The organism is uncultured Mesonia sp. (genome assembly GCA_947499595.1).
Taxonomy (GTDB): domain Bacteria; phylum Bacteroidota; class Bacteroidia; order Flavobacteriales; family Flavobacteriaceae; genus Mesonia; species Mesonia sediminis.
The window spans coordinates 75,994-100,189 of record CANMOY010000004.1; the positions used below are offsets into that span (position 1 = coordinate 75,994).

The window sequence follows — 24,196 nt, forward strand, 5'->3', positions numbered from 1 at the left end:
ATCTAAAATTACTACATTTAGAGTTAATTTGAAAGTTTAAATACATATGGAAACTATAGTTTGGGAGGATTTTAAAAAGATTGAAATGCGGGTGGCTACCATTATAGATGTCCAGGATTTTCCGGAGGCCAAAAAACCAGCTTATCAATTAATGTTAGATTTTGGACCAGAGCTTGGTACACGCAAAACTTCTGCTCAAATTACCAGGCGCTATAGCAAAGAAGAGTTGATGGGTCAACAGGTGATAGCCGTGATTAATTTTCCTAAAAAGCAAATTGCCAATTTTATGAGCGAGTGTTTGGTTTTGGGGGCAGTGCAAAAAGACGATGTTGTTTTATTAAAACCCGAAACAAAAATACCTAACGGCTTGCAAATTGGCTAGTCTTGTAGTTTAAAAATTATAAACTTTATTCAGCAACTAAATAACGGCATTCAGCAAGTTTTGATTAAATTAAACTAATCATTATCAGATTTTTGGGGTGAATATTAAAAACATCTCAAAATGAAAAAAACATTACTCTCATTATTTTGCTTAGCTAGTGCTAGCCTTTTTGCTCAAAATGTATACATACCCGATACAAATTTAAAAATTGCTTTAATTACTAATACGGCAATAAATACCAATGGAGACTACGAAATTAGCTATCCCGAAGCAATGGCCTATACGGGTATAATTTCTGCTCCTAATTTAAATATTCAAGATCTAACTGGTTTAGATGCTTTTACAAATATTACAGAAGTATACTTGCCTAATAACGATATTCATTTTGCCCATTTTACTGCTAATACAGCTTTAACTAAAATTAATATAGGCATAAACCCGTTAACAACCTTAGATGTAACAGGACTCACCAATCTTACCACATTAGTAGCAGATTTTACTAATAGTCTTGCCTCGATAGATTTAAGTACCAATGTAAATTTAGAGGTCTTAAACTTAAATAACAATCAATTAACCTCTTTAGATGTTTCTAACAACATTAATTTGAGCAATTTTTCGGCTTCGTTCAATCAATTAACAACGATAGACTTAAGTAATAATACAGCTATTGAAAACTTAAACTTGTCTGATAATAACCTAAGCAGTTTAGACTTAAGTAATCAAACAAATTTAACTTGGTTGGCTATACATTCTAATAATTTAACTGCTTCTAGCTTAACCTTACCCAATACATCAAGCGTTACCACTGCTTATTTGAGTGATAACCCATTAGGGAGTATAGATGTAAGTAATTTTACTAATTTAGAAAAACTAATAGTTAACAATACCAATCTTAACACGATAGATCTTTCTAGCAATACCGTTTTAGAAGAATTAGAGGCAAATACTAATAATTTTACTTCTATAGATCTTTCTTCGTTAGCTCAGCTTACAAGTTTAAAATTAGAAGAAAATGATCTTACCAGTATAGACTTATCTAACAACCCGGGACTTTTACAATTGTATTTAGGAGATAACGATTTAACTTCTTTAGATGTTACAACTAATTTAAATTTAAATCACTTATATCTACAAGATAATCTTTTCTCTGATATAGATGTTTCGATGTTGCCATCTTTTCACACTTTGTATGTTTCAGATAACGCTAACTTACAAATTGTAAATATGGCTAACGGCAATAATGCTTCAATTAATGAATTTAATGCAACTAATTGTCCTAATCTTTCTTGTGTGCAATTAGATAACGGTTTTACACCTCCTGCTGCAAGCCCTGGTATATTTTGGATGATAGATTCAGATAAAGACCCAAACACCATTTATGGATATACTACTTGTACTTTAGGAATTGAGCAAAATATTTTAGATGCCATTTCTATTTACCCAAACCCCTCGGCAGGTATCCTTAATCTAAATGGAATAGAAAAAGTTGATGAAATAAACGTTTTTTCTATGGCCGGTAAAAAGGTGCATACCACTAAAGAATTAAAGATGAATTTAAATCATCTGTCAGCTGGTGTTTACTTTATTCAAGTAAAAGCAAATCAGCAAAATAAAACTTTTAAATTCATTAAAAACTAATCCAATCTATTTGCAGTGCATTCAGCTTAACCAGCTGGATGCACGCTCTTTAAATTCATTATAAGCTATGAGACTTATATTACAATGCTTGATCTGCTTATGCTTATTAGGCGGCAGTACAACTGTTCAGGCTCAGTTTTTTAAAAAAATAAAAGAAAAAGCTTCAGAAAGTTTAAACCTACCAACAAAAGCCAATAAAGAAAAAGAGCAGCAAGCTGCAAAGGCTATTGCTTTTCCTGAAGCTGGAGAACTTAATAAAGATTCAGATTTACATCAGGTTGCCTCAAAAGCATTAGAGAACTATTATGCCAGTAAAAGTATGCAATTGGTAGCCTTTAATATTATATCAGACAACTGGAAGGTGGTCACCCATAAAACTACAGGAGCGGTATTATATCAATGGGCTGTTGGTGCCTTAATACAGAAAAATTCTAATGGCAAATGTATGCTGTTTCAATATATCTTAAAGCAAGATTTTAATGGCAGTGGTTTTAACGAGGCCTATTTTGCTGGAATAAGCAGAACTGCTCCAGTTCCTTACGGCTCCTATATCGCTTGTGAAAACGCGCCGAACTAATATCAACTAAAAATCTAAAACAATGTTTAAACAAAAATTAACTTATCTGTTCGCCATTTTATTTTTGGCAGTTAGCCTTCCGGCGGAAGCGCAACTGGGTAAAATGTTAAAAAATAAAGTAAAAAAAGCAGCACAAGAAGCTGTATCTAACGATGCTTCAAGTGGTGACGCGAATACGGCTAAACCTGGACCATCGGGTAGAAAAAGTAGAATGCCAGGCAGCGTACCACGTGGACCCCAAGCCAGTAGTGAAAAAGCTACCTTAAGTTTACAATTTAAAGATATAATAGGCTACAGTTCTGGTCGAAGCAATCATATAATAAAAGCCGCTAATTATCGTCAAGGAGAAGCAGAACAAGGTCACGCTGTTGTAATTTACCCAGACTTTGATTTAGACTTTGCGTGGTTGGAATTCATTTCTCCCCCAATCTTAGATGCTTTTGCGCTAGATGGTGTGAGGGTATATGAGATGACAAGCGGATCTTATGCTATTCAGCACCCAGCAGATCCTAACCACCAACTAAACTTAGATACTAGCGGATTAATATTAACCCGTATGCTAAAACTAGACGAAGATGTATTTGTTTTATATGCCGGTGCTTTTCAGGGCGGTCACAGCTACAATGTGCCTTCATACGTAAAACCAGGCGATTTAACCATCACCAATATCATTGCACCTCCCGAAAAACTAAATTTGTTTAGCAAAGAAAAAGCTAAGGAAATGGCTTTAGCGATAGAAGCAAAATTCAAAGCCAATTATGAAGAAGCTGCAGCGGCCAATTTAGCAAGTATTAAAATTCCTAAAGCTGGTAAGTTAGATGCTAACACCAGTTTAAAGAATTTCGCTAAAGCGGAAATAAATAAAGTAATCAATAAAGATGGTGCAAAATTGATGTACCACAGAATTGAATCTAACGACTGGAGTATTGTTCATCATAAAATAACAGGGAAGCCCTTGTACCGTTGGATAAAAGGAGCTTTTACAGAAACTACACGACAAGGAGATTGTAAACTTCAGGGCTTTATTTTAAAGCAGCAATATAACGGTAGTGGTTATAGCAATACCAGCTTTGGTGGGGTTATACACGGACAAATGCCTTATGGTCAAAAAATAGATTGTAAAAATGCACAACCATAATCAAGAATAAAAGAATGAAAAAAACATTAAGAAGTTTGGCTATAATCGCTATTGCAACATTGGCAAGCTGCTCATCTGATGATGATACAAACACAAATGTAGATCAAAGTCAATACGTAAAATTTAATGATGCGATTTTTAAACAAGCGTTGATCGACAACTCGGCTATCAACACTAATAACGATGAAGAAATAAGTTATCAAGAAGCAGAATTAGCTACTGAAAGATTGAGTCTTGAAAATCTAGGGATTGAAGATTTAACGGGTATAGAAGCTTTCATAAACATAAAAAACTTATCAGCTTTTAATAATCAATTAACTCAAGTAGATTTATCTAAAAATACTAAGTTAAAGCAAATTTTACTTGAAAATAATAAATTAGTTGCTTTAGATATTAGTATGCTACCCGAGGTTGATGATTTAAAAGTACACACCAACAACTTAAGCAGTTTGAATGTGGCCAATGGCAATAATTTCTTTTTTAGCCGAATGCAGGCACAAGGCAATGCTAATTTAAATTGTATTCAAATAGATCAAGATTTTAATCCGGGATCAAATTGGATAAGCGATATGCAAACTAATTATTCTTATTCAGATTGCAATGAACCAAGATAAGTAAGAATTTATTACTCTTAAATACAAAAAAGAGGCGGGTTAACAAACCCGCTTCTTTTTTTATTGGTACACCTGTTGAATGAGTTTTAAAAACGACTCTTTATTAGATTTTGAGATAGGAACAGATTTGCCATTTTCCATAATCAACTGGTCTCCATCTTTGCGTGAAAATTCTTTTACATATTGCAAATTCACTAAAAAAGAGCGATGGCATTTAAAAAATAAAGTATCTTGCTCCAATTGTTCCACGAAATTTTTAAGTGGTTTTGAAATACATTTTTTAGTGCCATCTCTTAAGAAAACATTCGTATACATCCCATCTGCCTCAAAATAAAGTATGTCTTTATGCTCTACAAATAGAATACCTTTCGCTACCTCTAAAGCAATTTTATTTATAGCTACCTTTTTTAAAGCCTTCGCCAAATCTTCTAATTTTGCTTCTAAATGCGCACCTTTATTAGCAGTACTGGCCTTTGAAACCGCTATTTCTAACTCATCTAAGTCTATAGGTTTAAGCAAATAATCGATGGCATTTTTTTTAAAAGCTTCTACGGCATATTGATTATAAGCCGTGGTAAATACAATTTGAAACGCATAGGGTGGAGGCAGAATATCAAAAAGCTCTAATCCGGAGTGCTGCGGCATTTCAATATCTAAAAAAAGTAAATCAATGGATTGCTGTTTTAAAATTTCTAGTCCATCTAGTAAATTTTTGGCAGTTTGTATTTCAAAAGTATAAGCATCTAAGCCCAAAAGCATTTTTTCTAATAAGGTTCTGGCTCTAGGCTCATCGTCTATGATTAATACACGCATATTAATTATTTATAGGAAATAGGATTTCAACTCGCGTTCCCTTTGGGGTTGCAGAGCTTCCTAAATCGGTTATTTTTACTGTAATGGGTTGAGGATTAATTTGGTTATACAAGGCCACTCGTCTCTGGTTGGCTTTTAAAGCAAAAGAAGTATGCGGTTTGGTTTTATTCGCATACAATTTGTTGGCAGCATCACGGCCAATTCCGTTATCTTCAATGATACAAGAAATGAATGATTCTTTGAATTTCTTTATGACAATATGTAATTTTTTTGATCCCGAAACGTGTAATAATCCGTGTTTAAAAGCATTTTCTACATAAGGTTGAATAAATATTGAAGGTACTTGAATGGCTTGTAAATTTAGACTAGAATCAATTTCTATCTGTACGTCAATTTCATCCTCAAACCTTAGTTTTTCTAGAGCAATGTAAAGTTTTAAGGCTTCTATTTCTTCAGTTAAACTGATTTTATCCTGCTGGGCGTGCTCTAAGTATAAACGAATTAACCTAGAGAATTTCACCAAATAATTGCTGGCTAATTTTTTTTCGTTAGATACGATAAATTCTTGAATGGCATTAAGCGCATTAAAGATAAAGTGCGGATTCATTTGCGAGCGCAAATTCTCTAAGCTTAAGGCATTAATTTTGTTTTGTATTTTTAAAGATTTGATTTCCTTGTGTGCCTTTTTAGCTTTTCTATTCAATTGCCAATGATGTAATCCGTAAAGGGAAAATCCTAAAACCAAAATGCATAATGCATAAAACCAGTTTTGCTCATAAAAATGGGGTTTTATAATCAAATTAAGGCATAATTCTTCTTGGCTCACCCGGCCAAACTGATCTTTAGATTTTATACTTAATTGGTAGCTTCCTGTGGGTAAGTTGCTAAAATTTAAATTGTTAGATCCCGATGAGGTTTCCTGCCAAACAGCTTTTTCTTGGTTGAGATTGTACAGGTAATTGGTTTCTTGAGTGAGTTGTAAACCTGGTGTATATAATTGAATTTCAAGTAATTGCGATTCAGGTTCTAATTCAATTTCGTGGGTTATAGCTTGATTTTTTCCATCTATTTTGAGGCTTTTAATGCGGGGAGATTCCAGTGACGCATAATGGCTTTTTACATTGGTGGGTAGGTAAATAAGTTTTTGGTTGCCTTTAAAATAAAGATGATTGTCGAGGTAAAATAGATTGTTTAAGCTATGGCCGTGAAAATCATTAAAAAAGGTTTTTTCATAAAGAATTTCTTTGTTTTGGTAACATTGTAAACCTTCTAGACTTAAAACCCAGATGCGGTCTTCATTGTCTACCGCAAAATCTAAGATCCCATTCTTAAAAAATAATTGATCTTGGCTTATAAAAGCTTCAAGTTGGTTCTGATTTACTTTTAGTATTTCTTGATTAGTAGCCAATAATATATTGTCATTATATTTATTAATGGCTGATGTAAGGATTGTATTATTTTTGTAACTAAGGTACTCACTGTTAAAATTGTGGTCATAAACTCGTGTCCCATCTATATAACTGATGTAAAGCCGCTTATTAATACTATCAAAAAGTGCTTTTTTGGCGCGTTTGTCATTTAAAATACGTCTTTGATCAGGTTGGGTAAGATCTTTATAGAAGTAGGAGGCTTTAAAACTCAGGTTTACCAATCCGTTAAATGCTTTTAATAAGCCTTTAGAACTTTTAATTTGATTTTTAAGGTTCTTTCTTTGAGCAGACTTAAGCTGGTATACGAAACCATCGGTATCTTTCAAACTCACAACGAGCTTATCGCTAAGGTCATCATAGAAAATCGCTTCAACTTTATGCGTGTTTTTAATGTTTAGCCGATTAAAACCATTTTGTATGTTGCCAAAGAAAATTTTTCCAAAATTGGTGCCCACAAAAAGATTGCTGCCTTTAGCTTTAGCCAACGCACTTATGTATTCCCTGTTTTTTAATTTTAAATCATATTGATAATAATGATTCTTCGGAATAATAAATACCCCATTTTTAAGCGTAGTTACCCAAATGTTACCTTGAAAATCAAACAGGGTTTTGCTTAGTGAAAAATCTTTAAATAGATGCTGCTTTAGCTTAAATCCACTATTTGATGATTGAGCAATAAATAAACCTCGATTAGTGCTAAAGTAAATATCATTATCGATACTATTGATATGACGAATTTCTAAATCTTCAAGTCCTTCTATGCTTACTTTATTGATAAAAGCTTGTTGGCTTTCGTCATAGTTTAAGTAGCTTAGTTTACGATTTTGCACATAAAACAAATACAATTTATCTTTTATAAAAAACAAGCCTAAATGTTTGATGTTGCTTTGGTCTCTTGCAATAGGCAGGTGAGGAATAACCTTGAGTTGGTTGTTTTTAATTGCTTTAAGCTGATGGGTGTTGGTGAGGTAATAAATCGTTTTGGTGTTAGGGTTTTGAGCCGAAGTTAAAACTAAGTCTAGATTGATTTGCTCAAGCGTTTGAGTTGGCAAATGTAAACTGCTGAGGCCGGCTTGACTCAATGCATAAATATGTTCTTGATGCTCGTATAGTTGTGCTAATTTTCCTTTTAATTTTTCACTTAAATCGGCAACGACCATTAAACTATCGTGTTGTGAGCGTAGCAATTGCCCGTAAAGATTTATGCCGTAAATACTACCATTAGATTGAATTAAACTAAAAACGGTCTTGCCCTTTTGTTGACTAGAATTAATATAGTCGAGATTCTTACCTGTTAATTTATAAAGTCCTTTATTAGCCGATAGCCAAATGTTCTTTTCATCATCTTCAATAATGTCATAAAAAGTTTGATCGGGTAATGTGTTAAGGGTTTGCAGCGAAAAATAGCTTGGTTCTTGAGCCTGAACCCAAACAGTTAAAAAGAAGAAAGTAATTAGTACAGCTGTTTTTTTCACGGTTTTATTTAAGTGATAAATATAACCGAATCGGATGAATTTGAAACCAAAATTTTTTAACTGATTACATATTAAGGATGAATGGTGTATTTGAATTGCTAAATCAAAAAAGTAATATGTTAGGATAGTAACTAAGCCAATAATTTTTTATCACAAAATTTTGTTTTCGTAAATTATATAGGCTTGATATATCTTACATTAATTTAATTCGATTGATCAATAACTTAAAATGTTCTTCTTCTTTATTAGCAATTAAGAAAGCGATTTCTTCTAAAGATTGTCCTGAGAAATTGGGTTTATTGAGTTTTTGTCCTCTAAAACTGGGAAACATTTCATCAAACCGAATTTTGATTTCCTGCCATTGCTTAGTTGTTTTGAACACTGCCTTGTAAACGTGTGCGTCTTCTGAATTTTCTTTAATTCTGAATTGATATGCTTTGCCATCTCCATAAACTTTTAATACGAAGCTATGAAATTTACCGATTCGCCTTTTGGGAAGTGGGTAGCGCACAGAACAGAATCCGCCGTTGTTTTTTAAGGAGACTTTACCTGTGAAAACTCCGTTGCCTTCTTCGTTTACTTTGATGTGACTATAAGACACTCCCCCCATAACGGTGTCATTAATTGTTCTCCAATTATTTAGTTTTGAGGATGCTGTAAACGTATAAATCGTATCGAGTTGGGTTGAATCATTCATTTTTTCAAAATACAACAAAAACCATTTTTAATAAAATGTTTTAGAGATGCTTTATTGTTTCCTTTAATGAAATCGGAATTCATTCACTATTAAAAATAGCGTAGGCAAAAATAATTTATTGCCAATTAAGCTAGCAGCTAGAATAAAAAAAGAGCATTGTTTACCAATGCTCTTTTTAAAAAGGTGTAGCCTTTGTTATATATCGTCAAAACTTACATCTGTAAATTGCTTTGGGGCTACATTATTCTCTATCTCGTTCTCATATTCTTTCTTAAAATCTTTTTGGTGGCGCTCACTAATCACTTCTTCACCTTTTTCATCAATTATGTATTGAGTCATTTCTTTTAAGATTTCCTCAAAACCAGCAAAATCTTCTTTGTACAAATAAATCTTGTGCTTTTTGTAATGAAAAGATCCATCTTCATTCGTGAATTTCTTGCTTTCGGTGATGGTCAAGTAGTAGTCATTGGCTTTGGTTGCTCTAACATCAAAAAAGTAAGTTCTTCTTCCTGCTCTTAGTACTTTTGAAAAAATTTCTTCTTTCGGCATCGTTCCGTTATCACTCATAGTCAAATTTAATTTGGTTATACGTTATAGTTGCTGTCAAAAATCTTAAAAAAATTAACAACCGGCAAATAAAAGTTACTTTTCTTTTTCGGCCAATTGTTTGTTGTAAAGGTCTAAATAAGGACCATTTTGGTTCATTAAATCTTGATGTACCCCTTCTTGAACAATTTTACCATCTTCTAGTACAATTATTTTGTCGGCATTTTTAGCAGTCGATACGCGATGACTAACCATTATCATAGTTTTATTTTTGGCAACGCGGTAGAGATTATTTAGTATTATTTCTTCTGTTTCAGTATCTACGGCCGAAAGACAATCGTCAAAGAGTAAGATTTCAGGTGATTTAATTATGGCTCGTGCGATAGAAACCCTTTGTTTTTGACCACCAGAAAGAGTAATTCCTCTTTCACCCAAAACAGTTTCATAGCCTTTGCTAAAACCAATTATATTTTTGTGTACATAAGCGTTTTTAGCAGCTTCAATAATTTCTTCTCTCGTCGCATCCACTTTTCCAAACTGGATGTTATTGGCAATGCTATCGCTAAATAAAAAAGCATCTTGAGGAACGTAGCCAATGGCTTCGCGTAGGTTGTTTAAATTTAATTTTCCAATAGGAATCTTATCTATGGTTATGGTTCCTTCTGTGGCATCATAAACCCGAGCAATTAATTCTAATAAGGTCGATTTTCCCGAGCCAGTTTTACCTATTATAGCTAAGGTTTCTCCACTATTAATCTTAAATGAGATGTTTTTTAAAGCTTCTATATTGGTTTCTTCATAAGTGAAATTAACGTTCTTAAACTCAATATTGCCAGCTATGGGAGTTTTATCTTCATTATAATTCTTTATGGATGGCTCTTGTTGTAAGAATTCATTTATTCGTTTTTGTGAAGCCTCTGCTTGTTGTACCATATTTGCAACAAAACCTACTGTAGCTACCGGCCAAGTGAGCATATTAACATACATTAAAAACTCAACGATAACTCCAAAATTATCAATTTCTCCACTTATGACTTGGTTTCCACCGACGTAAATTACTATAAGATTACTAAAACCAATCAATAAAACCATCAACGGAAAAAAGAAAGCTTGAACCCGAACTAGGTCAAGGTTTTTATTTTTACTAGAATCGGATAAAGAAACAAAGCCTTCATTGATTTGATTTTCTAATCCATAACTTTTAATCACACTAATTCCGCTAAAACTTTCTTGGGTAAAGGTATTAAGTTTAGAAAGGTACAACTGCACAACGCTACTGCGTTTGTTGATTGTTCGGCTTATTTTATAAATGGCGATTGATAAAAAAGGCAACGGGACCAAGGTATAAAGAGTAAGTAGAGGAGCGGTTTTAATCATATAGGTAATTACCACCACAAATAAGGTAATTGTGGTAATGCTGTACATCAAAGCTGGACCAACATACATACGAACTTTAGAAACATCTTCACTGATGCGGTTCATTAAATCTCCCGTTCTATTTTTTTTATAAAAATTGAGCGATAAGTTTTGGTATTGTGTATAAACCTCGTTTTTTAAATCGAACTCAATTCGGCGAGAGACCACAATAAAGGTTTGCCGCATTAAAAAAGTGAAAAGCGCAGAGAGCAAGGTAGCCCCTAGAATTATTAAGATATTGTTTAAAAGTTCTTTTTTGACCAATGCTAAATCGGTTACCTCGCCGTTCACATATTGTTCAACTACGTGAGTAGAGTCTCCTATAAATTGTGGAACGTAAACCGCGAATATACGGGCGGCTACCGTTATCACAAGTCCTAGTAATAGACTCCATTTATACTTGACAAAATATTTATTCAGGTGCCGTAACTCTTTCATTCCGTTTTGTAAAGTGAGTTTTAAAAGATTTTTATTTTTAGATTAAAAACCTAATTAATCTATAAACAATATGTATTTTTGCGGTACAAAATTAAGACATTAATAATTTAAATTTTATACTATGAATGCTGAAATATTGAATGCCGATGAAATTAAAAAGGTAGCGCCAGTTTTTGGTCAGCTTTCTTTTGATGAACATGAGCAGGTGGTTTTTTGCTATGACAAAGATACAGGTTTAAAAGCGATTATAGGAATACATAACACAGTTTTAGGACCTGCTTTAGGAGGTACTAGAATGTGGAATTATAGCAGTGAGTGGGAAGCATTGAATGATGTGTTGCGTCTTTCTCGAGGAATGACCTTTAAAAGCTCTATTTCTGGATTGGATTTAGGGGGAGGAAAAGCGGTTATCATCGGGGATGCTAAAACGCAAAAGTCGCCTGAGTTGATGCGTCGTTTTGGTAAATTTGTTGATTCTTTAAGTGGTAAATACATCACGGCAGAAGATGTAGGTATGCAAACTGAAGATATGGATACCGTTCGTGAGGTAACTAAATATGTAACCGGTATTTCTGAGCATTTGGGAGGATCAGGTAACCCTTCACCAGTTACAGGATACGGTGTTTATATGGGTATGAAAGCTGCTGCTAAATATAAATTTGGAACAGACAACCTAGAAGGTAAAAAAGTACTTGTTCAAGGAATAGGAAATGTGGGTGAAACCGTGGTGAAACATATTCGTGAAGAAGGAGGAGAGGTATTTATCTCAGACATCAATCAAGAGCGTTTAGAAGCCGTACAACAAAAATACGGAGCCAAAATTTATACTGGTTCAGATTTGTACACTGCAGATGTTGATATTTATGCACCTTGTGCTTTAGGAGCCACAGTGAATGATGAAACGATAGGTAAATTAAAAGCACAGGTAATAGCCGGGGCAGCAAATAACCAATTAGAAAATGAGGCTAAGCACGGAAAACTACTTCAAGAAAAAGGAATAGTTTACGCACCCGATTTCTTGATTAATGCTGGAGGTGTGATTAATGTTTACGCCGAGTTAAAAGGTTACAACCGCGAAGAAACAATGGCTAAAACGGAGAACATCTATAACACAACCTTAGAAATACTTAATAAGGCCGAAGAGAACAAGATGACAACCCACCAAGCTGCTCTTAAAATTGCGCAAGAGCGCATTGAAAAAAAGAAGCAAGAAAAGTAAATCAAATACCGATTTGCAACAAATAAGTTTTATTTTTGCAGGGCGAATTTTAATTCGCCCTTTTTTAATCTTTTAAATCAAGTTCTTTATTTATCTATGTTAACAAGAAGACATATCCGTGTAAAAGTAATGCAGTCTTTCTACGCATTTACACAATCCAAAAACCAAAATTTGGGTGCAGAAAAAAAGTTTATCTATAAGAGTATGGAAGATATGTATGACCTTTTCTTACTAAACTTAGATTTGCTTCTACAGGTAAGAAACAAAGCCCAAGATTTCATAGAAAAATCACAAAAGAAATTTTTACCTACTGCAAAAGACATCAATCCTAGTTTAAATTTTGTAGACAATAAATTCCTTAAACAATTAGAGCAAAGTGGCCAGTTAGAAGAGCTTATAGAAGACCATAAGTTAAACAATTGGCATCAAGATGACGAATATGTGGCCATACTGTGGGATTTAATCAAAGAAGATGAACGCTTCATAGCCTACTTAGATCAAGAAGCAACAACCTATAAAGAAGATAAAAAAATTGTTACTTATCTTTTTAAAGAAATAATTGCACCCAATGATAAGCTTTATGAATATTTAGAAGATAAAAAATTAACTTGGTTAGATGATTTACCTTTGGTAAATACTGCGGTACTTAAGTTGATAAGCAAGACTAAAGAGACTCAAGAACAAGTAAGAATTCCAGCTTTATTTAAAAATGAAGAAGATGAGGAATTTGCTATAGATTTGCTCGAAAAATGCTTGTTGAATCAGGAATATTATAGTAATCTAATTCAAGATAAGACCCCCAATTGGGATAAAGACCGTATAGCGGATATTGATAGCATTTTATTAAAGATGGCTTTATGTGAGTTTTTAAAATTTCCTTCTATTCCTGTAAAGGTGAGCATCAACGAGTACCTTGAGATAGCTAAGGAATATAGTACGCCTAAAAGCAGTATTTTTATCAATGGTATTTTAGATAAATTATCTAAAGAATTAAAAGAAAAAGGAGAATTAAATAAAGTGGGTAGAGGCTTGATGTAGTTGAAACTTTTTTCTTAATTTTAGCTCCGTAAAAATTATATTTCAACAATTAAAAATTAAACACAATGAAAAAAGGATTATTGATTCTTGCCGCTGTAGCGGGAATTACTTTCACTTCTTGTAAAGAGAATGCCGCAGACAAAGTTAAAGAAGAAAACCAAAAAGAAGTTGCTGAACGCGATGCAAAAGCTACTGGAACACCAGTTATGCAATTCGAGTCAGATTCCCATGACTTTGGTACAATTAACGAAGGTGATATAGTAGAACATACCTTTAAGTTTACAAATACTGGAGATGCGCCATTGGTAATTTCAAATGCAAAGGCTAGCTGTGGTTGTACTGTACCTCAATGGACAAAAACTCCTGTGGCCCCAGGTGAAGCTGGAGAAATAAAAGTTAAATTTAACTCTTCGGGTAGACCAAATAATCAATCTAAATCTATCCGCGTAAGCGCTAACACGGCAAGCGGTCAAGAAACCTTGAGAATTAGAACTTTTGTAACTCCTAAAAATGGAGGAGCTGCTCAACAAACTGCAGGAAAAGCAGCAGCTGGACACGAAGGACATAACCACTAATATTTTATAATGGATCAAATATCAAGTTTTTTACCTTTTATTGCGATTATCATCGTTTTTTATTTCTTCATGATAAGACCACAACAAAAGAGGCAAAAAGAAGAAAGGAACTTTGGTGAAAGCCTTAAAAAGGGTGACAAAGTTGTAACCAGCGGTGGTATTCACGGCAAGGTTGTAGATTTTAGCGAGAAACTAAATGCGGTAATTATCGAAACTGGTGCTGGAAAAATTACCGTTAATAAAGCTTCTATCTCAATGGAACTAAGTAAATTGGTTCAAAATCCAGAGAAAGAAACTAAAAAGTAACTATAGCTTTCTATAGTAAAAAAAATCCCAAATTTAAATTTGGGATTTTTTTTATGACTTTCGGTATTTATCGTGCAGCCCCTTTAAGGCTAGAATCATTGGAGTTATTTTTTCTAATCTCGAAGTTTTAGTAGAAGCTCGTTTAGCCTCGGAAATGTACTGGCAATATTCCCGTTTTTTTCCAATGCTTAGTTTTTCAAAAGCTGTTTTTAGTGAGGTATTGTTATCAAAAGCAGCTTGAAGTTCTGGAGGAATCGTAATAGTTGTTTTTAGACTGGTCTGACTTTTTACTCCAGTTTGTTCAATAGCTATTGCTTCCAGGATATAGGCTTTTATTTCCTTTTCAGGAATCTGATCTCCTGCTTTAAAGCGAATCTGACGCAGATTTTTTGTTTTACCTTCTTGAGCGTTAATGAGTAAAGACTGGTTTTTCTGCAATAGACTACCTTTAAAAAACCATAGCGCACAATGGTTTTTAAAAGCACCTAACCCAATTACATTTTTATTGTTTAACGTATAAACGGGAGAACCCCATTTAATCGTTTCTTCTAGGGGAGTCTTCAATAAAAGCATTCGTAATTCTTGCAGCTGTTTACTCCACTTTTCGTGTTTGGTAATATATTCTTTAACTGGATCCATAGCAAATGAGATAATTACATACTTCAAATTTAGTATAAAAAAACAACCAAATTTAATATTATAAATTTGGTTGTTTTTGTGTTGAATGAATTGACTGGTTTTATTTTTTGTACTGCTGGGCAGTTAACTCTGCAATCTTTATAATAACTTGTGTAGCTTTAATCATACTTTCGACTGGTACATATTCATAACGACCATGAAAATTATGTCCGCCGGCAAAAATATTAGGGCAAGGTAATCCCATATATGATAATTGAGAGCCATCTGTACCTCCTCTAATAGGTTTTATAAGCGGTTCAATGTTTAATTCTTTCATCGCTTGTTCAGCAATATCAACAATATGCATAACGGGTTCTACCTTTTCACGCATATTAAAATACTGGTCTTTTATTTCAATACTTACTGCTTCTCGTCCGTGTTGCTCGTTTATTTCTTTGGCTAGGTCTAACATAACCTTCTTTCTAGCTTCGAAATGCTCTTTATCGTGATCCCGTATAATGTAATTTAAACGTGTTTCATCTACTTCACCCTCAATTTTGGTTAAGTGAAAAAAGCCTTGGCGTCCTTCTGTGTGTTCTGGAGTTTCTAATCTTGGTAAGGAATTGATGAAATCTTGAGCAATATACATGCTGTTAATCATTTTTCCTTTGGCATAACCAGGGTGTACAATTTTACCAGTAATTTTAACCTGTGCGCCAGCAGCGTTAAAGTTTTCATATTCAAGTTCACCTACTTGGCTACCATCCATTGTATAGGCCCATTCTGCACCAAATTTTTTAACATCAAATTTATGTGCACCACGTCCAATTTCTTCATCTGGAGTAAAACCAATTTTGATATCTCCGTGCTTTATTTCTGGATGCTCTACTAAATATTTTACTGCAGTCATAATTTCGGTAACTCCCGCTTTGTCGTCTGCACCTAGTAATGTAGTACCGTCTGTGGTAATCAAAGTCTGACCTTTGTACATCAATAAATCTTCAAAATAATCGGGCGACAAAATAATATTTTGTTCTTTATTGAGTAAAATATCTTTTCCGTCATAATTTTCTATTATCTGCGGTTTGACATCTTTACCAGTAAAATCTGGTGAGGTATCAAAATGTGATATAAAGCCTATACTCGGCACTGGGTGTTCCACATTACTTGGTACTGTTGCCATAATGTAGGCGTGCTCATCGATACTAACATCTTTCAGGCCCATATCTTTTAACTCTTGAACCAGCTTATTCGCTATATCCCATTGTTTTTGGGTGCTTGGGGTGGTTTTAGAATTTGGGTCACTCTCAGAATCTATGGTAACATAGCTTACAAATCTTTCTATTAGTTCTTCTCTATTAATCATAAAGCATAAATTTTGGTAAAAGTACATAATCAACTAGCCGAAAGCAATTTTAGCTCCTTAAGTTTCATAAAAAAACATTGGTTTTTTATTGCATTTAGTCTTGCCCTTATTCAATTTAAATTATTTTTGCATAAACCTATTATTACCATGTATACCTCTTTAATAAGGCCTTTGCTTTTTAAATTTGATCCAGAAAAAGTACATCATTTCACTTTTAAGACTTTAAAGTTTGCTTTTAAAATCCCTGGGGTAGAGCAATTTTTTAAAAAGCGTTTTGCTGTAAACGATAAAAGTTTAGAGCGAGAGGTATTTGGCTTAAAATTTAAAAATCCTGTAGGATTAGCTGCGGGTTTTGATAAAGATGCTCAGCTTTTTAATGAATTAGGATCATTAGGTTTTGGTTTTGTTGAAATTGGTACTTTAACCCCGAAACCCCAGGAAGGAAACCCAAAGAAAAGACTTTTTAGGCTTAAAGAAGATGCTGCTATTATCAATAGAATGGGATTTAATAATCAAGGCTTAGCATCCGCCGTAGAGCGATTAAAAAAGAATAAAAAACGGGTTATAATAGGCGGTAATATTGGTAAAAATAAAATTACGCCTAATGATCAAGCTCTCTTGGATTATCAAAAAGGTTTTGAACAACTTTTTGATTATGTAGATTATTTTGTAGTGAATGTAAGTTCGCCCAATACACCAGATTTAAGAGCATTACAAGATAAAGAGCCATTAAAGAAAATACTTTTTGCTTTACAAGAACAAAACAAACAAAAACCAAAACCTAAACCCATATTGCTAAAAATAGCACCAGATCTTAGCGACGAGCAGTTACTTGACATAATTGAAATTGTGCAAGAAACCCAAATTAGCGGTGTAATTGCGACCAATACCACCATTTCTAGAGTAGGATTACAATCTGAAGGTAGAAAAGAAAAAGGTGGTCTTAGCGGAAAACCATTAAAATCGAGATCGACTGAAGTTATACGTTTCCTTTCACAAAATAGTAAACAGTCTTTTCCTATAATTGGGGTAGGAGGTATACATACGGCCGAAGATGCTTTGGAGAAACTTGAAGCCGGAGCCAGTTTAGTTCAACTTTATACCGGTTTTATTTATGAGGGGCCGCGTTTGATTAAAGAAATAAACCTAAAACTTAGCGCTAAAAAATAATGATTGAAACCCTGCTGTCATTTTGCGCGGTAGTTTTTTTACTGGCACTTTCACCAGGGCCCGATAATATTTTTGTACTCACACAAAGCTTGGTTTATGGCCGTAAATATGGTATTGCTACTGTTTTAGGATTAATGATAGGGTGCTTAGTGCATACTAGTCTAGTAGCTTTTGGTTTGGCCGGGCTACTAAAGAAGTATCCACAAGCCTTGTTTATGGTAAAAGTTTTTGGAGCAGCCTATCTGCTTTATCTAGCCTATAAAATTTATCAGCATAATGCACCTATTCGGCTAAACGAAAAGAAAGTGGGCTTTAAGTCAACAGCGGCACTTTTTAAACAAGGTTTCATAATGAATATTTTAAACCCTAAAGTGGCGTTGTTTTTTTTGGCGTTACTTCCTCAATTTTTGTTTAGTGAAAAGATGACTTTTATCTTGCAAATTTATATACTGGGGTTGCTTTTTATTGTTGTTTCTTTTTTAGTTTTTTCATCTTTTGCATTCCTTGCGGCCGCTATTTCAAGGCGAATTAATCAAAATAACAGAACTTTTATATACCTTAATTACCTTCAAATAGCAGTATTTGTAGGAATAGCCCTATTTTTGTTTGTCTGATTTTTCTTTATGGATTTGTAGCATAAGTTATTTATTTTAAACAGAACGTGTATCTTTGGGCGTATGAAAGAAATTAAGCTTATTGAGTGTCCTAGAGATGCCATGCAAGGCATTAAATCGTTTATTCCTACAAGTCAAAAAATTGACTATTTGCAAGCATTGCTTCGCTGTGGTTTTGATACTTTAGATTTTGGTAGTTTTGTTTCACCCAAAGCCATTCCACAAATGCGAGATACGGCAGAAGTACTCGCCGGACTTGATTTGAGTAAGACGAAAACAAAACTATTGGCCATTGTTGCCAACTTGCGTGGTGCGCAAGATGCCGTTCAACATCAAGAGATAGACTATTTGGGCTATCCTTTCTCTATATCAGAGAATTTTCAAATGCGTAATACGCATAAAACCATAGAAGAATCTGTTGAGCTTTTGCAGGAAATAATTAACCTGGCAGATCAACATAATAAAAAAGTAGTGGCTTATCTTTCTATGGGTTTTGGAAACCCATACGGGGACCCGTGGAATGTTGAAATTGTTGCAGAATGGACCGAAAAGCTAGCCCAGATGGGTGTAGAGATTTTATCATTATCCGATACAGTTGGCACTTCTAATTCAGAAACTATTTCTTATCTCTTTTCTAATTTAATTCCGGCTTATCCTAATATCGAATTTGGAGCTCACCTGCATACCACCCCAGAGGCTTGGCATAATAAAGTAGATGCCGCATTTAAAGCGGGGTGTAAACGCTTTGATGGTGCTATTCAAGGTTTTGGAGGCTGCCCAATGGCCAAGGATAAATTAACGGGAAATATGCCAACAGAAAAAATGTTGAGCTATTTTAATCAACAAAAGACCGAGTTTAATGTTAAGATGACGAGCTTTGAATCGGCATATAATATGGCTACTCAAATTTTTAAAACCTATCATTAAAGCTAAACTTCTGGCTAATGAAAAACTACAGTGTACGGCTTACTCTATTTTTTTTTGCGCTATTTATATCTGCAAAAGGTATAAGTCAGATTCAAGATTCTAGTAGTTTTTATTTAAACGAAGCAATAAAAATCTATAAAAACGATTTATATAAATCAGCTTCTTTAATCCAGAAAGCCGAAACATTTTTAGAACGTTTCCCTAATGATAGTTTAAAGGGACTTGCCTGCAAAGTTAGAGGCTCTATAAGTTATATTCGAGGAGACTATGCAGAGTCGTTGAAATATAACCAACAGGCACTCTATATTTTTCAAAAAACTGATGATAAGCAAAATCAGGCGCTAGCTTATAATGGTTTGGGTTTGGTACAGCAGGCTTTGGGAAGGCATCAACAGGCGGTAGATTATTTTAACCAGGCTCGAGATGTTCAAATCAAAGAGAATCCAGCGTTTTCTCTAAATGCAGGAATGTCTTATTTTTATTTAGGCGATTATAAAAAGGCGAGGGAACTTTATCTAGAAACAAAAAGCAATTTAACCGATCCTAATAATCATATTTACCTAAATACACTGAATAGGTTGGCAGAATTAGATTTTGTTGAAGGTAAATTAAACCTAGCAGAAACAAAGTATCTTCAAGTACTTAATAACCCATCGGTAACCAATTATGAACGCATTTTTGTACTTCACGGTCTAGCCGAAGTGTACGCCAAGCAAAATAAAATAGATCTTGCTATTGGTACAGCAGAGCAAGCCAAAAGAGAATCAAGCGCCTTGCAAGCAACTTGGGATTTGAAACGCAATACCAAATTATTGGCTAAATTATATCAGAAAACAAAGAATTTGCCAAAAGCCTTAGAAAACTTGACGCTTCATTCACAATTGAGCGATTCGCTCTATAACAAAGAACAAGCACAAATTGTTGGTTTGTTAGAGCTAGATTTAAAAGAAAAAGAGAACCAATTACTACAAGAAAAAAATAAGGCATCTCAAAATCAAATAAAATCGAGAAATAGTTTATTAATCATTGGTGGCCTATTCTTACTGTTGACTTTGTTTTTTATGTTTAAATACAGAAAAATTGGTAAGCAAAGAGCACGGCTTATTACTGAATTGAATCGAAAAAATAAACATTTAAAAGAAATAGATGAGAATAAAAATGTCCTATTCTCAATCGTTTCACATGATATACGTTCACCCATTGCTGCCATGACGCAGTTAATGGATGATACCGTGTTAAGCAGCCTGAGCTATAATGAGAAGGAAGAGGCATTTAAAGAAATACGCTTACAGCTTACTCAAACTTTTCGTATGCTAAATAATTTACTGGTTTGGGCCAATAGTCAGATTAATGGCCAGATAAAAAGCACATTTGAGCCCCTGGATATTCAGAAAGAGATGACAGATGTTTTAAGTGTTTATAAAATTCCTGCAAAATATAAAGAGGTTCATTTAATTCATAATTGTATAGAACAAAAGCCAATTGTAAAAATACAAGTGGCTCAACTTCATGTAATCTTGCATAATATTTTAACAAACGCACTTAAGTATACAGATAAGAAAGGCCGTATTATTATTAATTATGATACTAGCGACAAAGACAAGATCACCCTATCGATATTGAATGAAGGTGAGGAAATGCATCAAGATTTAATTGATTCTATTCAAAACATCAATCATTTAGAGCCTGTTAATGTTAAACCTAGCGCGAATAGCTTTGGTTTAGGATTAAAATTGGTTAAAAAATACGTTCTAGAAAATAACGGAAGTTTAGAAATAATACCCCATAGCTTTACTGGAACAGAAATAAAACTAACTTTTAGTTTAGAAATAAATTAAATTTTTAAAGTTGGTATGAAGCATAGTGTATTTACTATTCTTAAAGACTATTCTATAATTTTCTTTAATTAAATACCGTAAAAAAAAGCCTATTTCTTATTCATTAATATTGTACTTAAATAATAATAAATCAATAGGGCTAGTGTAAAATTAATTTCAGTTTATTCAGGTTGCTGATATTTATTCAGAAAAAAAAAGACATGATTCATTATAAGTAAGCATAATAACGTATTTTTGCATGCAATTAAACTCTAATTGCGATGACTGCACACAACAACAAAATAGTAGGCGAAGGATTAACTTATGATGATGTATTGTTGATTCCTGCTTACTCAGAAGTTCTTCCGCGCGAAGTAAGTACCCAATCAAATTTTTCTAAAAATATTAAGGTAAATGTACCTATCGCTTCTGCTGCGATGGATACCGTAACCGAGTCACAAATGGCAATAGCCATGGCTCGGGAAGGCGGTATTGGTGTATTACATAAAAATATGACCATTGAGCAGCAGGCATTAAAAGTAAGAAAGGTAAAACGCGCAGAAAGCGGAATGATTATAGACCCCGTAACTTTACCACTTTGGGCTACCGTTCGCGATGCAAAAAATCAAATGCGTGAGCATAGTATTGGTGGTATTCCTATAGTGAATGAGGCTAACGAACTTATAGGAATAGTTACAAACCGAGATTTAAGATTTGAGAAAAACCTTGATCGCCCCATAAAAGAGGTTATGACTAGTGAAAATCTAGTAACAGTTGCAGAGGGTACTTCGCTAGAGGATGCCGAAGAAATATTACAACAAAATAAAATAGAAAAATTACCTGTAGTAAATCAGCAAAATAAACTCGCAGGTTTAATCACCTTTAGAGATATAACAAAATTAACCCAAAAACCTATTGCCAATAAAGATAAATACGGTAGGCTACGCGTTGCAGCAGCCATAGGGGTTACACCCGATGCTGTAGATCGTGCAGAAGCTTTGGTAAATGCCGGTGTAGATGCGGTAATTATTGACACGGCCCACGGACATACAAAAGGAGTGGTTGAGGTTTTAAAACAAGTAAAGTCCAAATTCCCTAATTTAGACGTTGTAGTAGGAAATATTGCAACCGCTAGTGCTGCAAAATATTTGGTAGAGGCTGGTGCAGACGGAATTAAGGTAGGTATCGGACCCGGATCTATTTGTACAACTCGAGTTGTAGCAGGAGTAGGTTTTCCACAATTTTCAGCAGTTTTAGAAGTAGCACAAGCCATTAAAGGGTCTGGTATACCGGTAATTGCAGATGGCGGGATACGTTATACAGGGGATATTCCTAAGGCTATTGCAGCAGGAGCAGACTGCGTTATGCTAGGTTCACTTTTAGCCGGTACAAAAGAATCACCAGGAGAAACAATTATTTATGAAGGAAGAAAATATAAATCTTACCGCGGCATGGGCTCTGTAGAAGCCATGCAAAAAGGATCAAAAGATAGATATTTTCAAGATGTTGAAGACGATATAAAAAAATTAGTACCAGAAGGCATTGTAGGTAGAGTACCTTATAAAGGTGAATTGGTGGAAAGTATGAACCAATTTATTGGAGGTTTGCGTGCAGGTATGGGGTATTGTGGAGCAAAAAATATCAACACCTTAAAAGAAGAAGGGAAATTTGTAAAAATTACTTCGGCCGGTGTTTTCGAAAGTCATCCGCATGACGTCACCATAACAAAAGAAGCGCCTAACTACTCCCGCTAATCAGTAATTACGCTTATTGAATAACCCTAGTTTCTTAATGACTAGGGTTATTTTTTTGGGTATTCCTGTTTTAGCTTAAAACAGGCCGGGCTTTCACTACTCGCTTTGTTTTTTATAAAAAACAAGAGCTCAAACATACCGTTCAATCCCTAATACAAGATTACTTTTAAAGTTGAAAAGCTATAAAATTGCAAAGTAACCCCATTAATATAGCTATACCATAGCTTAATAAGGTTCCTATAAGTATATATTCGGTTAATTTACGGTCTTTTGCCTTGGTAAGATCACTAAACCTAAAAATTGATTTTGCAGCAAGCAAAAACCCTATGCCTTCCCAGTGTTGGGTAATAACAAACAAAAAGACCAGAATTCTTTCTAGCATACCAATATATAGACCGGCTTTATGTAAGCTTTCATCTTTTTTAATCTCTGTTTTAGGGGTGTAATAGGCCAAAGCTGTTTTAATGGCAAATGCACACGGAAAACTGAGAAAAAATAGCCCCGTACCATAAACCCAAAATACATCAGGTAAAGTAAGGTCTTTCCATGAGAGAATTTGATGATGGTATCCGTAAAATAAGGTAATTAAAAAAATGGATAGCAAATGTAAAGTCTGATCGGTAAAAAACCAAAAGCGCCGATTGTGTTTTTTCTGCCGATATAATTTTAATAGGTCAATGAACCCATGGCTCAAAACCACTAGTGAAACGACATACCAATAACGCCAATGTGCTAAGAAAAGTAAGGACAAACCAGCATGTACTGTCAGGTGCAGATAAAATTTAACCGATTTTATTTTTTTCTTTTCCTTGCTGGCTACCCAGGTATCAGGTTGTAGTAAAAAATCACCTAAAAGATGAGCCAGTAATAATTTTATAAATAGTAAAATCATAGGTTTAAAGCCTTTACTTTTTCTTTAAATAAAGTATCAAATTCTTTTAGAACGCCCCAATGTGAACGCTTAATACGCTCGCTCACTGTATTTTGCTTTATGCCTATTTTCTTGCCCAATTGCTCTTGGTTTAAATCAGGATAAGTGTAAAGAAGGCTCACGATCTCGGCTGTGTTTTTAGTCCATTGTGAAATGGGTATTTCGCAAAGTTTGAAGCCTATATTTATTTCTGAATCAAATTTTTCATCCCCCGTGCGTATAGCTAGATTTTGTTTAGAATTTTTAATCTTTTCAAGTAATCTACCAGAACGCAAATAAGCACTTCCTTGTCGGGTCAGTAAGCTATCGCCTTGAAAAGTAATTTCGCCTATACCTATAGCGATGCGGGTTTGAATATTACCTATTTCAATTAAGTGCGCCTTAATTTGAAGCGCTAGAGCAAAACTATCTTCCGGTTCGGCCAATTCAATTTGAAAACTGTCACCACCAAATAACTCATAATTTAAATTTAAACGATTAAAAATAGAGCTAAGAGCACCTATATAAAGCTGAGGGTCTTTTAAATTTTGCGATTTTACAATATCGCCTGTTAGTGTGGCTACCATGATTTAGTTATCTTTTTCAAATATCGTTAAAATTATTGATATTATTGATTATCGTATCTTAAAACGATATTTTACATATAGATAGTACTATCATGAATCTAAAATACCATATTTTCTAAGAAAAAAAGAAT

General features: G+C 34.0%; 23 protein-coding genes. 14 read left to right on the plus strand and 9 right to left on the minus strand.

Translation table 11 applies throughout. The annotated features are described in order from the left end of the window. Positions 1–46: 46 nt before the first annotated feature. The 5 genes from ACH2AZ_RS06055 to ACH2AZ_RS06075 all read left to right on the plus strand — a co-directional run bounded on the left by ACH2AZ_RS06055 (position 47) and on the right by ACH2AZ_RS06075 (position 4,349). Positions 47–382: a tRNA-binding protein gene (locus ACH2AZ_RS06055; protein ID WP_379045985.1), complete on the plus strand. Its 336-nt coding sequence runs from the start codon at positions 47–49 to the stop codon at positions 380–382. 120 nt (positions 383–502) lie between these two features. Further along, entirely contained in the window at positions 503–2,020 is a 1,518-nt protein-coding gene (locus ACH2AZ_RS06060) for a T9SS type A sorting domain-containing protein (protein WP_394907097.1), read from the plus strand. 67 nt (positions 2,021–2,087) lie between these two features. Further along, entirely contained in the window at positions 2,088–2,597 is a 510-nt protein-coding gene (locus tag ACH2AZ_RS06065; protein WP_394907098.1) for a hypothetical protein, read from the plus strand. A gap of 22 nt (positions 2,598–2,619) precedes the next feature. After that, positions 2,620–3,735: a hypothetical protein gene (locus ACH2AZ_RS06070; RefSeq protein ID WP_394907099.1), complete on the plus strand. Its 1,116-nt coding sequence runs from the start codon at positions 2,620–2,622 to the stop codon at positions 3,733–3,735. Between the two features lie 14 nt (positions 3,736–3,749). After that, positions 3,750–4,349: a hypothetical protein gene (locus ACH2AZ_RS06075; RefSeq protein ID WP_394907100.1), complete on the plus strand. Its 600-nt coding sequence runs from the start codon at positions 3,750–3,752 to the stop codon at positions 4,347–4,349. 60 nt (positions 4,350–4,409) lie between these two features. Here ACH2AZ_RS06075 and ACH2AZ_RS06080 read toward each other — a convergent pair whose 3' ends face one another. From ACH2AZ_RS06080 to ACH2AZ_RS06100, 5 genes are all read right to left on the minus strand, one after another. After that, a complete protein-coding gene (locus tag ACH2AZ_RS06080) occupies positions 4,410–5,162 on the minus strand; it encodes a LytR/AlgR family response regulator transcription factor (RefSeq protein ID WP_394907101.1) in 753 nt (250 codons plus the stop codon). A gap of 1 nt (position 5,163) precedes the next feature. Beyond that, positions 5,164–8,067, minus strand: a complete 2,904-nt coding sequence (locus ACH2AZ_RS06085) for a histidine kinase (protein WP_394907102.1) — start codon at positions 8,065–8,067, stop codon at positions 5,164–5,166. Between the two features lie 193 nt (positions 8,068–8,260). Further along, positions 8,261–8,764, minus strand: a complete 504-nt coding sequence (locus ACH2AZ_RS06090) for a CIA30 family protein (protein WP_394907103.1) — start codon at positions 8,762–8,764, stop codon at positions 8,261–8,263. A gap of 195 nt (positions 8,765–8,959) precedes the next feature. Next, on the minus strand, positions 8,960–9,331 hold the full coding sequence (locus ACH2AZ_RS06095) for a PUR family DNA/RNA-binding protein (protein ID WP_394907104.1): 372 nt from the start codon (positions 9,329–9,331) through the stop codon (positions 8,960–8,962). A 75-nt stretch (positions 9,332–9,406) separates the two neighbouring features. Further along, positions 9,407–11,164 (minus strand): ABC transporter ATP-binding protein, encoded by a 1,758-nt coding sequence (locus ACH2AZ_RS06100; protein WP_394907105.1) that lies wholly within the window; start codon positions 11,162–11,164, stop codon positions 9,407–9,409. A gap of 121 nt (positions 11,165–11,285) precedes the next feature. Here ACH2AZ_RS06100 and ACH2AZ_RS06105 point away from each other — a divergent pair, with 121 nt between their 5' ends. The 4 genes from ACH2AZ_RS06105 (at position 11,286) to yajC (ending at position 14,302) form a co-directional block, all read left to right on the plus strand. Beyond that, positions 11,286–12,383: a Glu/Leu/Phe/Val dehydrogenase gene (locus ACH2AZ_RS06105; protein ID WP_394907106.1), complete on the plus strand. Its 1,098-nt coding sequence runs from the start codon at positions 11,286–11,288 to the stop codon at positions 12,381–12,383. A gap of 96 nt (positions 12,384–12,479) precedes the next feature. Further along, positions 12,480–13,421 (plus strand): transcription antitermination factor NusB, encoded by a 942-nt coding sequence (gene nusB / locus ACH2AZ_RS06110; protein WP_379045952.1) that lies wholly within the window; start codon positions 12,480–12,482, stop codon positions 13,419–13,421. A 65-nt stretch (positions 13,422–13,486) separates the two neighbouring features. Then, positions 13,487–13,996, plus strand: coding sequence for a DUF1573 domain-containing protein (locus ACH2AZ_RS06115; protein WP_394907107.1), 510 nt, complete (start codon positions 13,487–13,489; stop codon positions 13,994–13,996). Between the two features lie 9 nt (positions 13,997–14,005). After that, positions 14,006–14,302: a preprotein translocase subunit YajC gene (gene yajC, locus ACH2AZ_RS06120; protein WP_379045946.1), complete on the plus strand. Its 297-nt coding sequence runs from the start codon at positions 14,006–14,008 to the stop codon at positions 14,300–14,302. A gap of 51 nt (positions 14,303–14,353) precedes the next feature. On the opposite strand, the gene ACH2AZ_RS06125 is transcribed toward yajC, so the two are convergent. Further along, the gene (locus ACH2AZ_RS06125; RefSeq protein ID WP_394907108.1) at positions 14,354–14,941 is read right to left on the minus strand and encodes a YdeI family protein; all 588 of its coding nucleotides are present in this window, start codon (positions 14,939–14,941) and stop codon (positions 14,354–14,356) included. Positions 14,942–15,041: 100 nt separating this feature from the next. Next, entirely contained in the window at positions 15,042–16,286 is a 1,245-nt protein-coding gene (gene pepT / locus ACH2AZ_RS06130; protein ID WP_394907109.1) for a peptidase T, read from the minus strand. A gap of 147 nt (positions 16,287–16,433) precedes the next feature. On the opposite strand from pepT, the gene ACH2AZ_RS06135 reads away from it, so the two are divergent. The 5 genes from ACH2AZ_RS06135 to guaB all read left to right on the plus strand — a co-directional run bounded on the left by ACH2AZ_RS06135 (position 16,434) and on the right by guaB (position 22,568). Then, complete coding sequence (locus tag ACH2AZ_RS06135) at positions 16,434–17,456, plus strand: quinone-dependent dihydroorotate dehydrogenase (RefSeq protein ID WP_394907268.1); 1,023 nt, start codon at positions 16,434–16,436, stop codon at positions 17,454–17,456. Next, positions 17,456–18,070 carry a LysE family translocator gene (locus ACH2AZ_RS06140; RefSeq protein WP_379045934.1) on the plus strand — a complete coding sequence of 205 codons (615 nt, stop codon included), beginning with the start codon at positions 17,456–17,458 and terminating at the stop codon, positions 18,068–18,070. The genes ACH2AZ_RS06135 and ACH2AZ_RS06140 overlap by 1 nt, the downstream gene beginning before the upstream one ends. A gap of 63 nt (positions 18,071–18,133) precedes the next feature. After that, a complete protein-coding gene (locus ACH2AZ_RS06145) occupies positions 18,134–18,997 on the plus strand; it encodes a hydroxymethylglutaryl-CoA lyase (RefSeq protein ID WP_379045931.1) in 864 nt (287 codons plus the stop codon). A 17-nt stretch (positions 18,998–19,014) separates the two neighbouring features. Continuing rightward, positions 19,015–20,835, plus strand: a complete 1,821-nt coding sequence (locus ACH2AZ_RS06150; RefSeq protein WP_394907110.1) for a tetratricopeptide repeat protein — start codon at positions 19,015–19,017, stop codon at positions 20,833–20,835. 260 nt (positions 20,836–21,095) lie between these two features. Then, entirely contained in the window at positions 21,096–22,568 is a 1,473-nt protein-coding gene (guaB, locus tag ACH2AZ_RS06155; RefSeq protein WP_394907111.1) for an IMP dehydrogenase, read from the plus strand. 166 nt (positions 22,569–22,734) lie between these two features. Here guaB and ACH2AZ_RS06160 read toward each other — a convergent pair whose 3' ends face one another. Both ACH2AZ_RS06160 and ACH2AZ_RS06165 read right to left on the minus strand, forming a co-directional pair. Then, complete coding sequence (locus tag ACH2AZ_RS06160; protein WP_394907112.1) at positions 22,735–23,460, minus strand: DUF3307 domain-containing protein; 726 nt, start codon at positions 23,458–23,460, stop codon at positions 22,735–22,737. After that, complete coding sequence (locus ACH2AZ_RS06165; protein WP_394907113.1) at positions 23,457–24,065, minus strand: SatD family protein; 609 nt, start codon at positions 24,063–24,065, stop codon at positions 23,457–23,459. The genes ACH2AZ_RS06160 and ACH2AZ_RS06165 overlap by 4 nt, the downstream gene beginning before the upstream one ends. Positions 24,066–24,196 lie beyond the last annotated feature (131 nt).

Coding starts and splice junctions, on each gene's coding strand:
- ACH2AZ_RS06125 (WP_394907108.1), bottom strand. CDS start 14,941: ATGGATCCAGTTAAAGAATATATTACCAAACACGAAAAGTGGAGTAAA.
- ACH2AZ_RS06080 (WP_394907101.1), bottom strand. CDS start 5,162: ATGCGTGTATTAATCATAGACGATGAGCCTAGAGCCAGAACCTTATTA.
- ACH2AZ_RS06160 (WP_394907112.1), bottom strand. CDS start 23,460: ATGATTTTACTATTTATAAAATTATTACTGGCTCATCTTTTAGGTGAT.
- pepT (WP_394907109.1), bottom strand. CDS start 16,286: ATGATTAATAGAGAAGAACTAATAGAAAGATTTGTAAGCTATGTTACC.
- ACH2AZ_RS06115 (WP_394907107.1), top strand. CDS start 13,487: ATGAAAAAAGGATTATTGATTCTTGCCGCTGTAGCGGGAATTACTTTC.
- ACH2AZ_RS06055 (WP_379045985.1), top strand. CDS start 47: ATGGAAACTATAGTTTGGGAGGATTTTAAAAAGATTGAAATGCGGGTG.
- ACH2AZ_RS06105 (WP_394907106.1), top strand. CDS start 11,286: ATGAATGCTGAAATATTGAATGCCGATGAAATTAAAAAGGTAGCGCCA.
- ACH2AZ_RS06060 (WP_394907097.1), top strand. CDS start 503: ATGAAAAAAACATTACTCTCATTATTTTGCTTAGCTAGTGCTAGCCTT.
- ACH2AZ_RS06100 (WP_394907105.1), bottom strand. CDS start 11,164: ATGAAAGAGTTACGGCACCTGAATAAATATTTTGTCAAGTATAAATGG.
- ACH2AZ_RS06150 (WP_394907110.1), top strand. CDS start 19,015: ATGAAAAACTACAGTGTACGGCTTACTCTATTTTTTTTTGCGCTATTT.
- nusB (WP_379045952.1), top strand. CDS start 12,480: ATGTTAACAAGAAGACATATCCGTGTAAAAGTAATGCAGTCTTTCTAC.
- ACH2AZ_RS06140 (WP_379045934.1), top strand. CDS start 17,456: ATGATTGAAACCCTGCTGTCATTTTGCGCGGTAGTTTTTTTACTGGCA.
- ACH2AZ_RS06090 (WP_394907103.1), bottom strand. CDS start 8,764: ATGAATGATTCAACCCAACTCGATACGATTTATACGTTTACAGCATCC.
- ACH2AZ_RS06145 (WP_379045931.1), top strand. CDS start 18,134: ATGAAAGAAATTAAGCTTATTGAGTGTCCTAGAGATGCCATGCAAGGC.
- ACH2AZ_RS06135 (WP_394907268.1), top strand. CDS start 16,434: ATGTATACCTCTTTAATAAGGCCTTTGCTTTTTAAATTTGATCCAGAA.
- ACH2AZ_RS06165 (WP_394907113.1), bottom strand. CDS start 24,065: ATGGTAGCCACACTAACAGGCGATATTGTAAAATCGCAAAATTTAAAA.
- ACH2AZ_RS06070 (WP_394907099.1), top strand. CDS start 2,620: ATGTTTAAACAAAAATTAACTTATCTGTTCGCCATTTTATTTTTGGCA.
- ACH2AZ_RS06075 (WP_394907100.1), top strand. CDS start 3,750: ATGAAAAAAACATTAAGAAGTTTGGCTATAATCGCTATTGCAACATTG.
- guaB (WP_394907111.1), top strand. CDS start 21,096: ATGACTGCACACAACAACAAAATAGTAGGCGAAGGATTAACTTATGAT.
- yajC (WP_379045946.1), top strand. CDS start 14,006: ATGGATCAAATATCAAGTTTTTTACCTTTTATTGCGATTATCATCGTT.
- ACH2AZ_RS06065 (WP_394907098.1), top strand. CDS start 2,088: ATGAGACTTATATTACAATGCTTGATCTGCTTATGCTTATTAGGCGGC.
- ACH2AZ_RS06095 (WP_394907104.1), bottom strand. CDS start 9,331: ATGAGTGATAACGGAACGATGCCGAAAGAAGAAATTTTTTCAAAAGTA.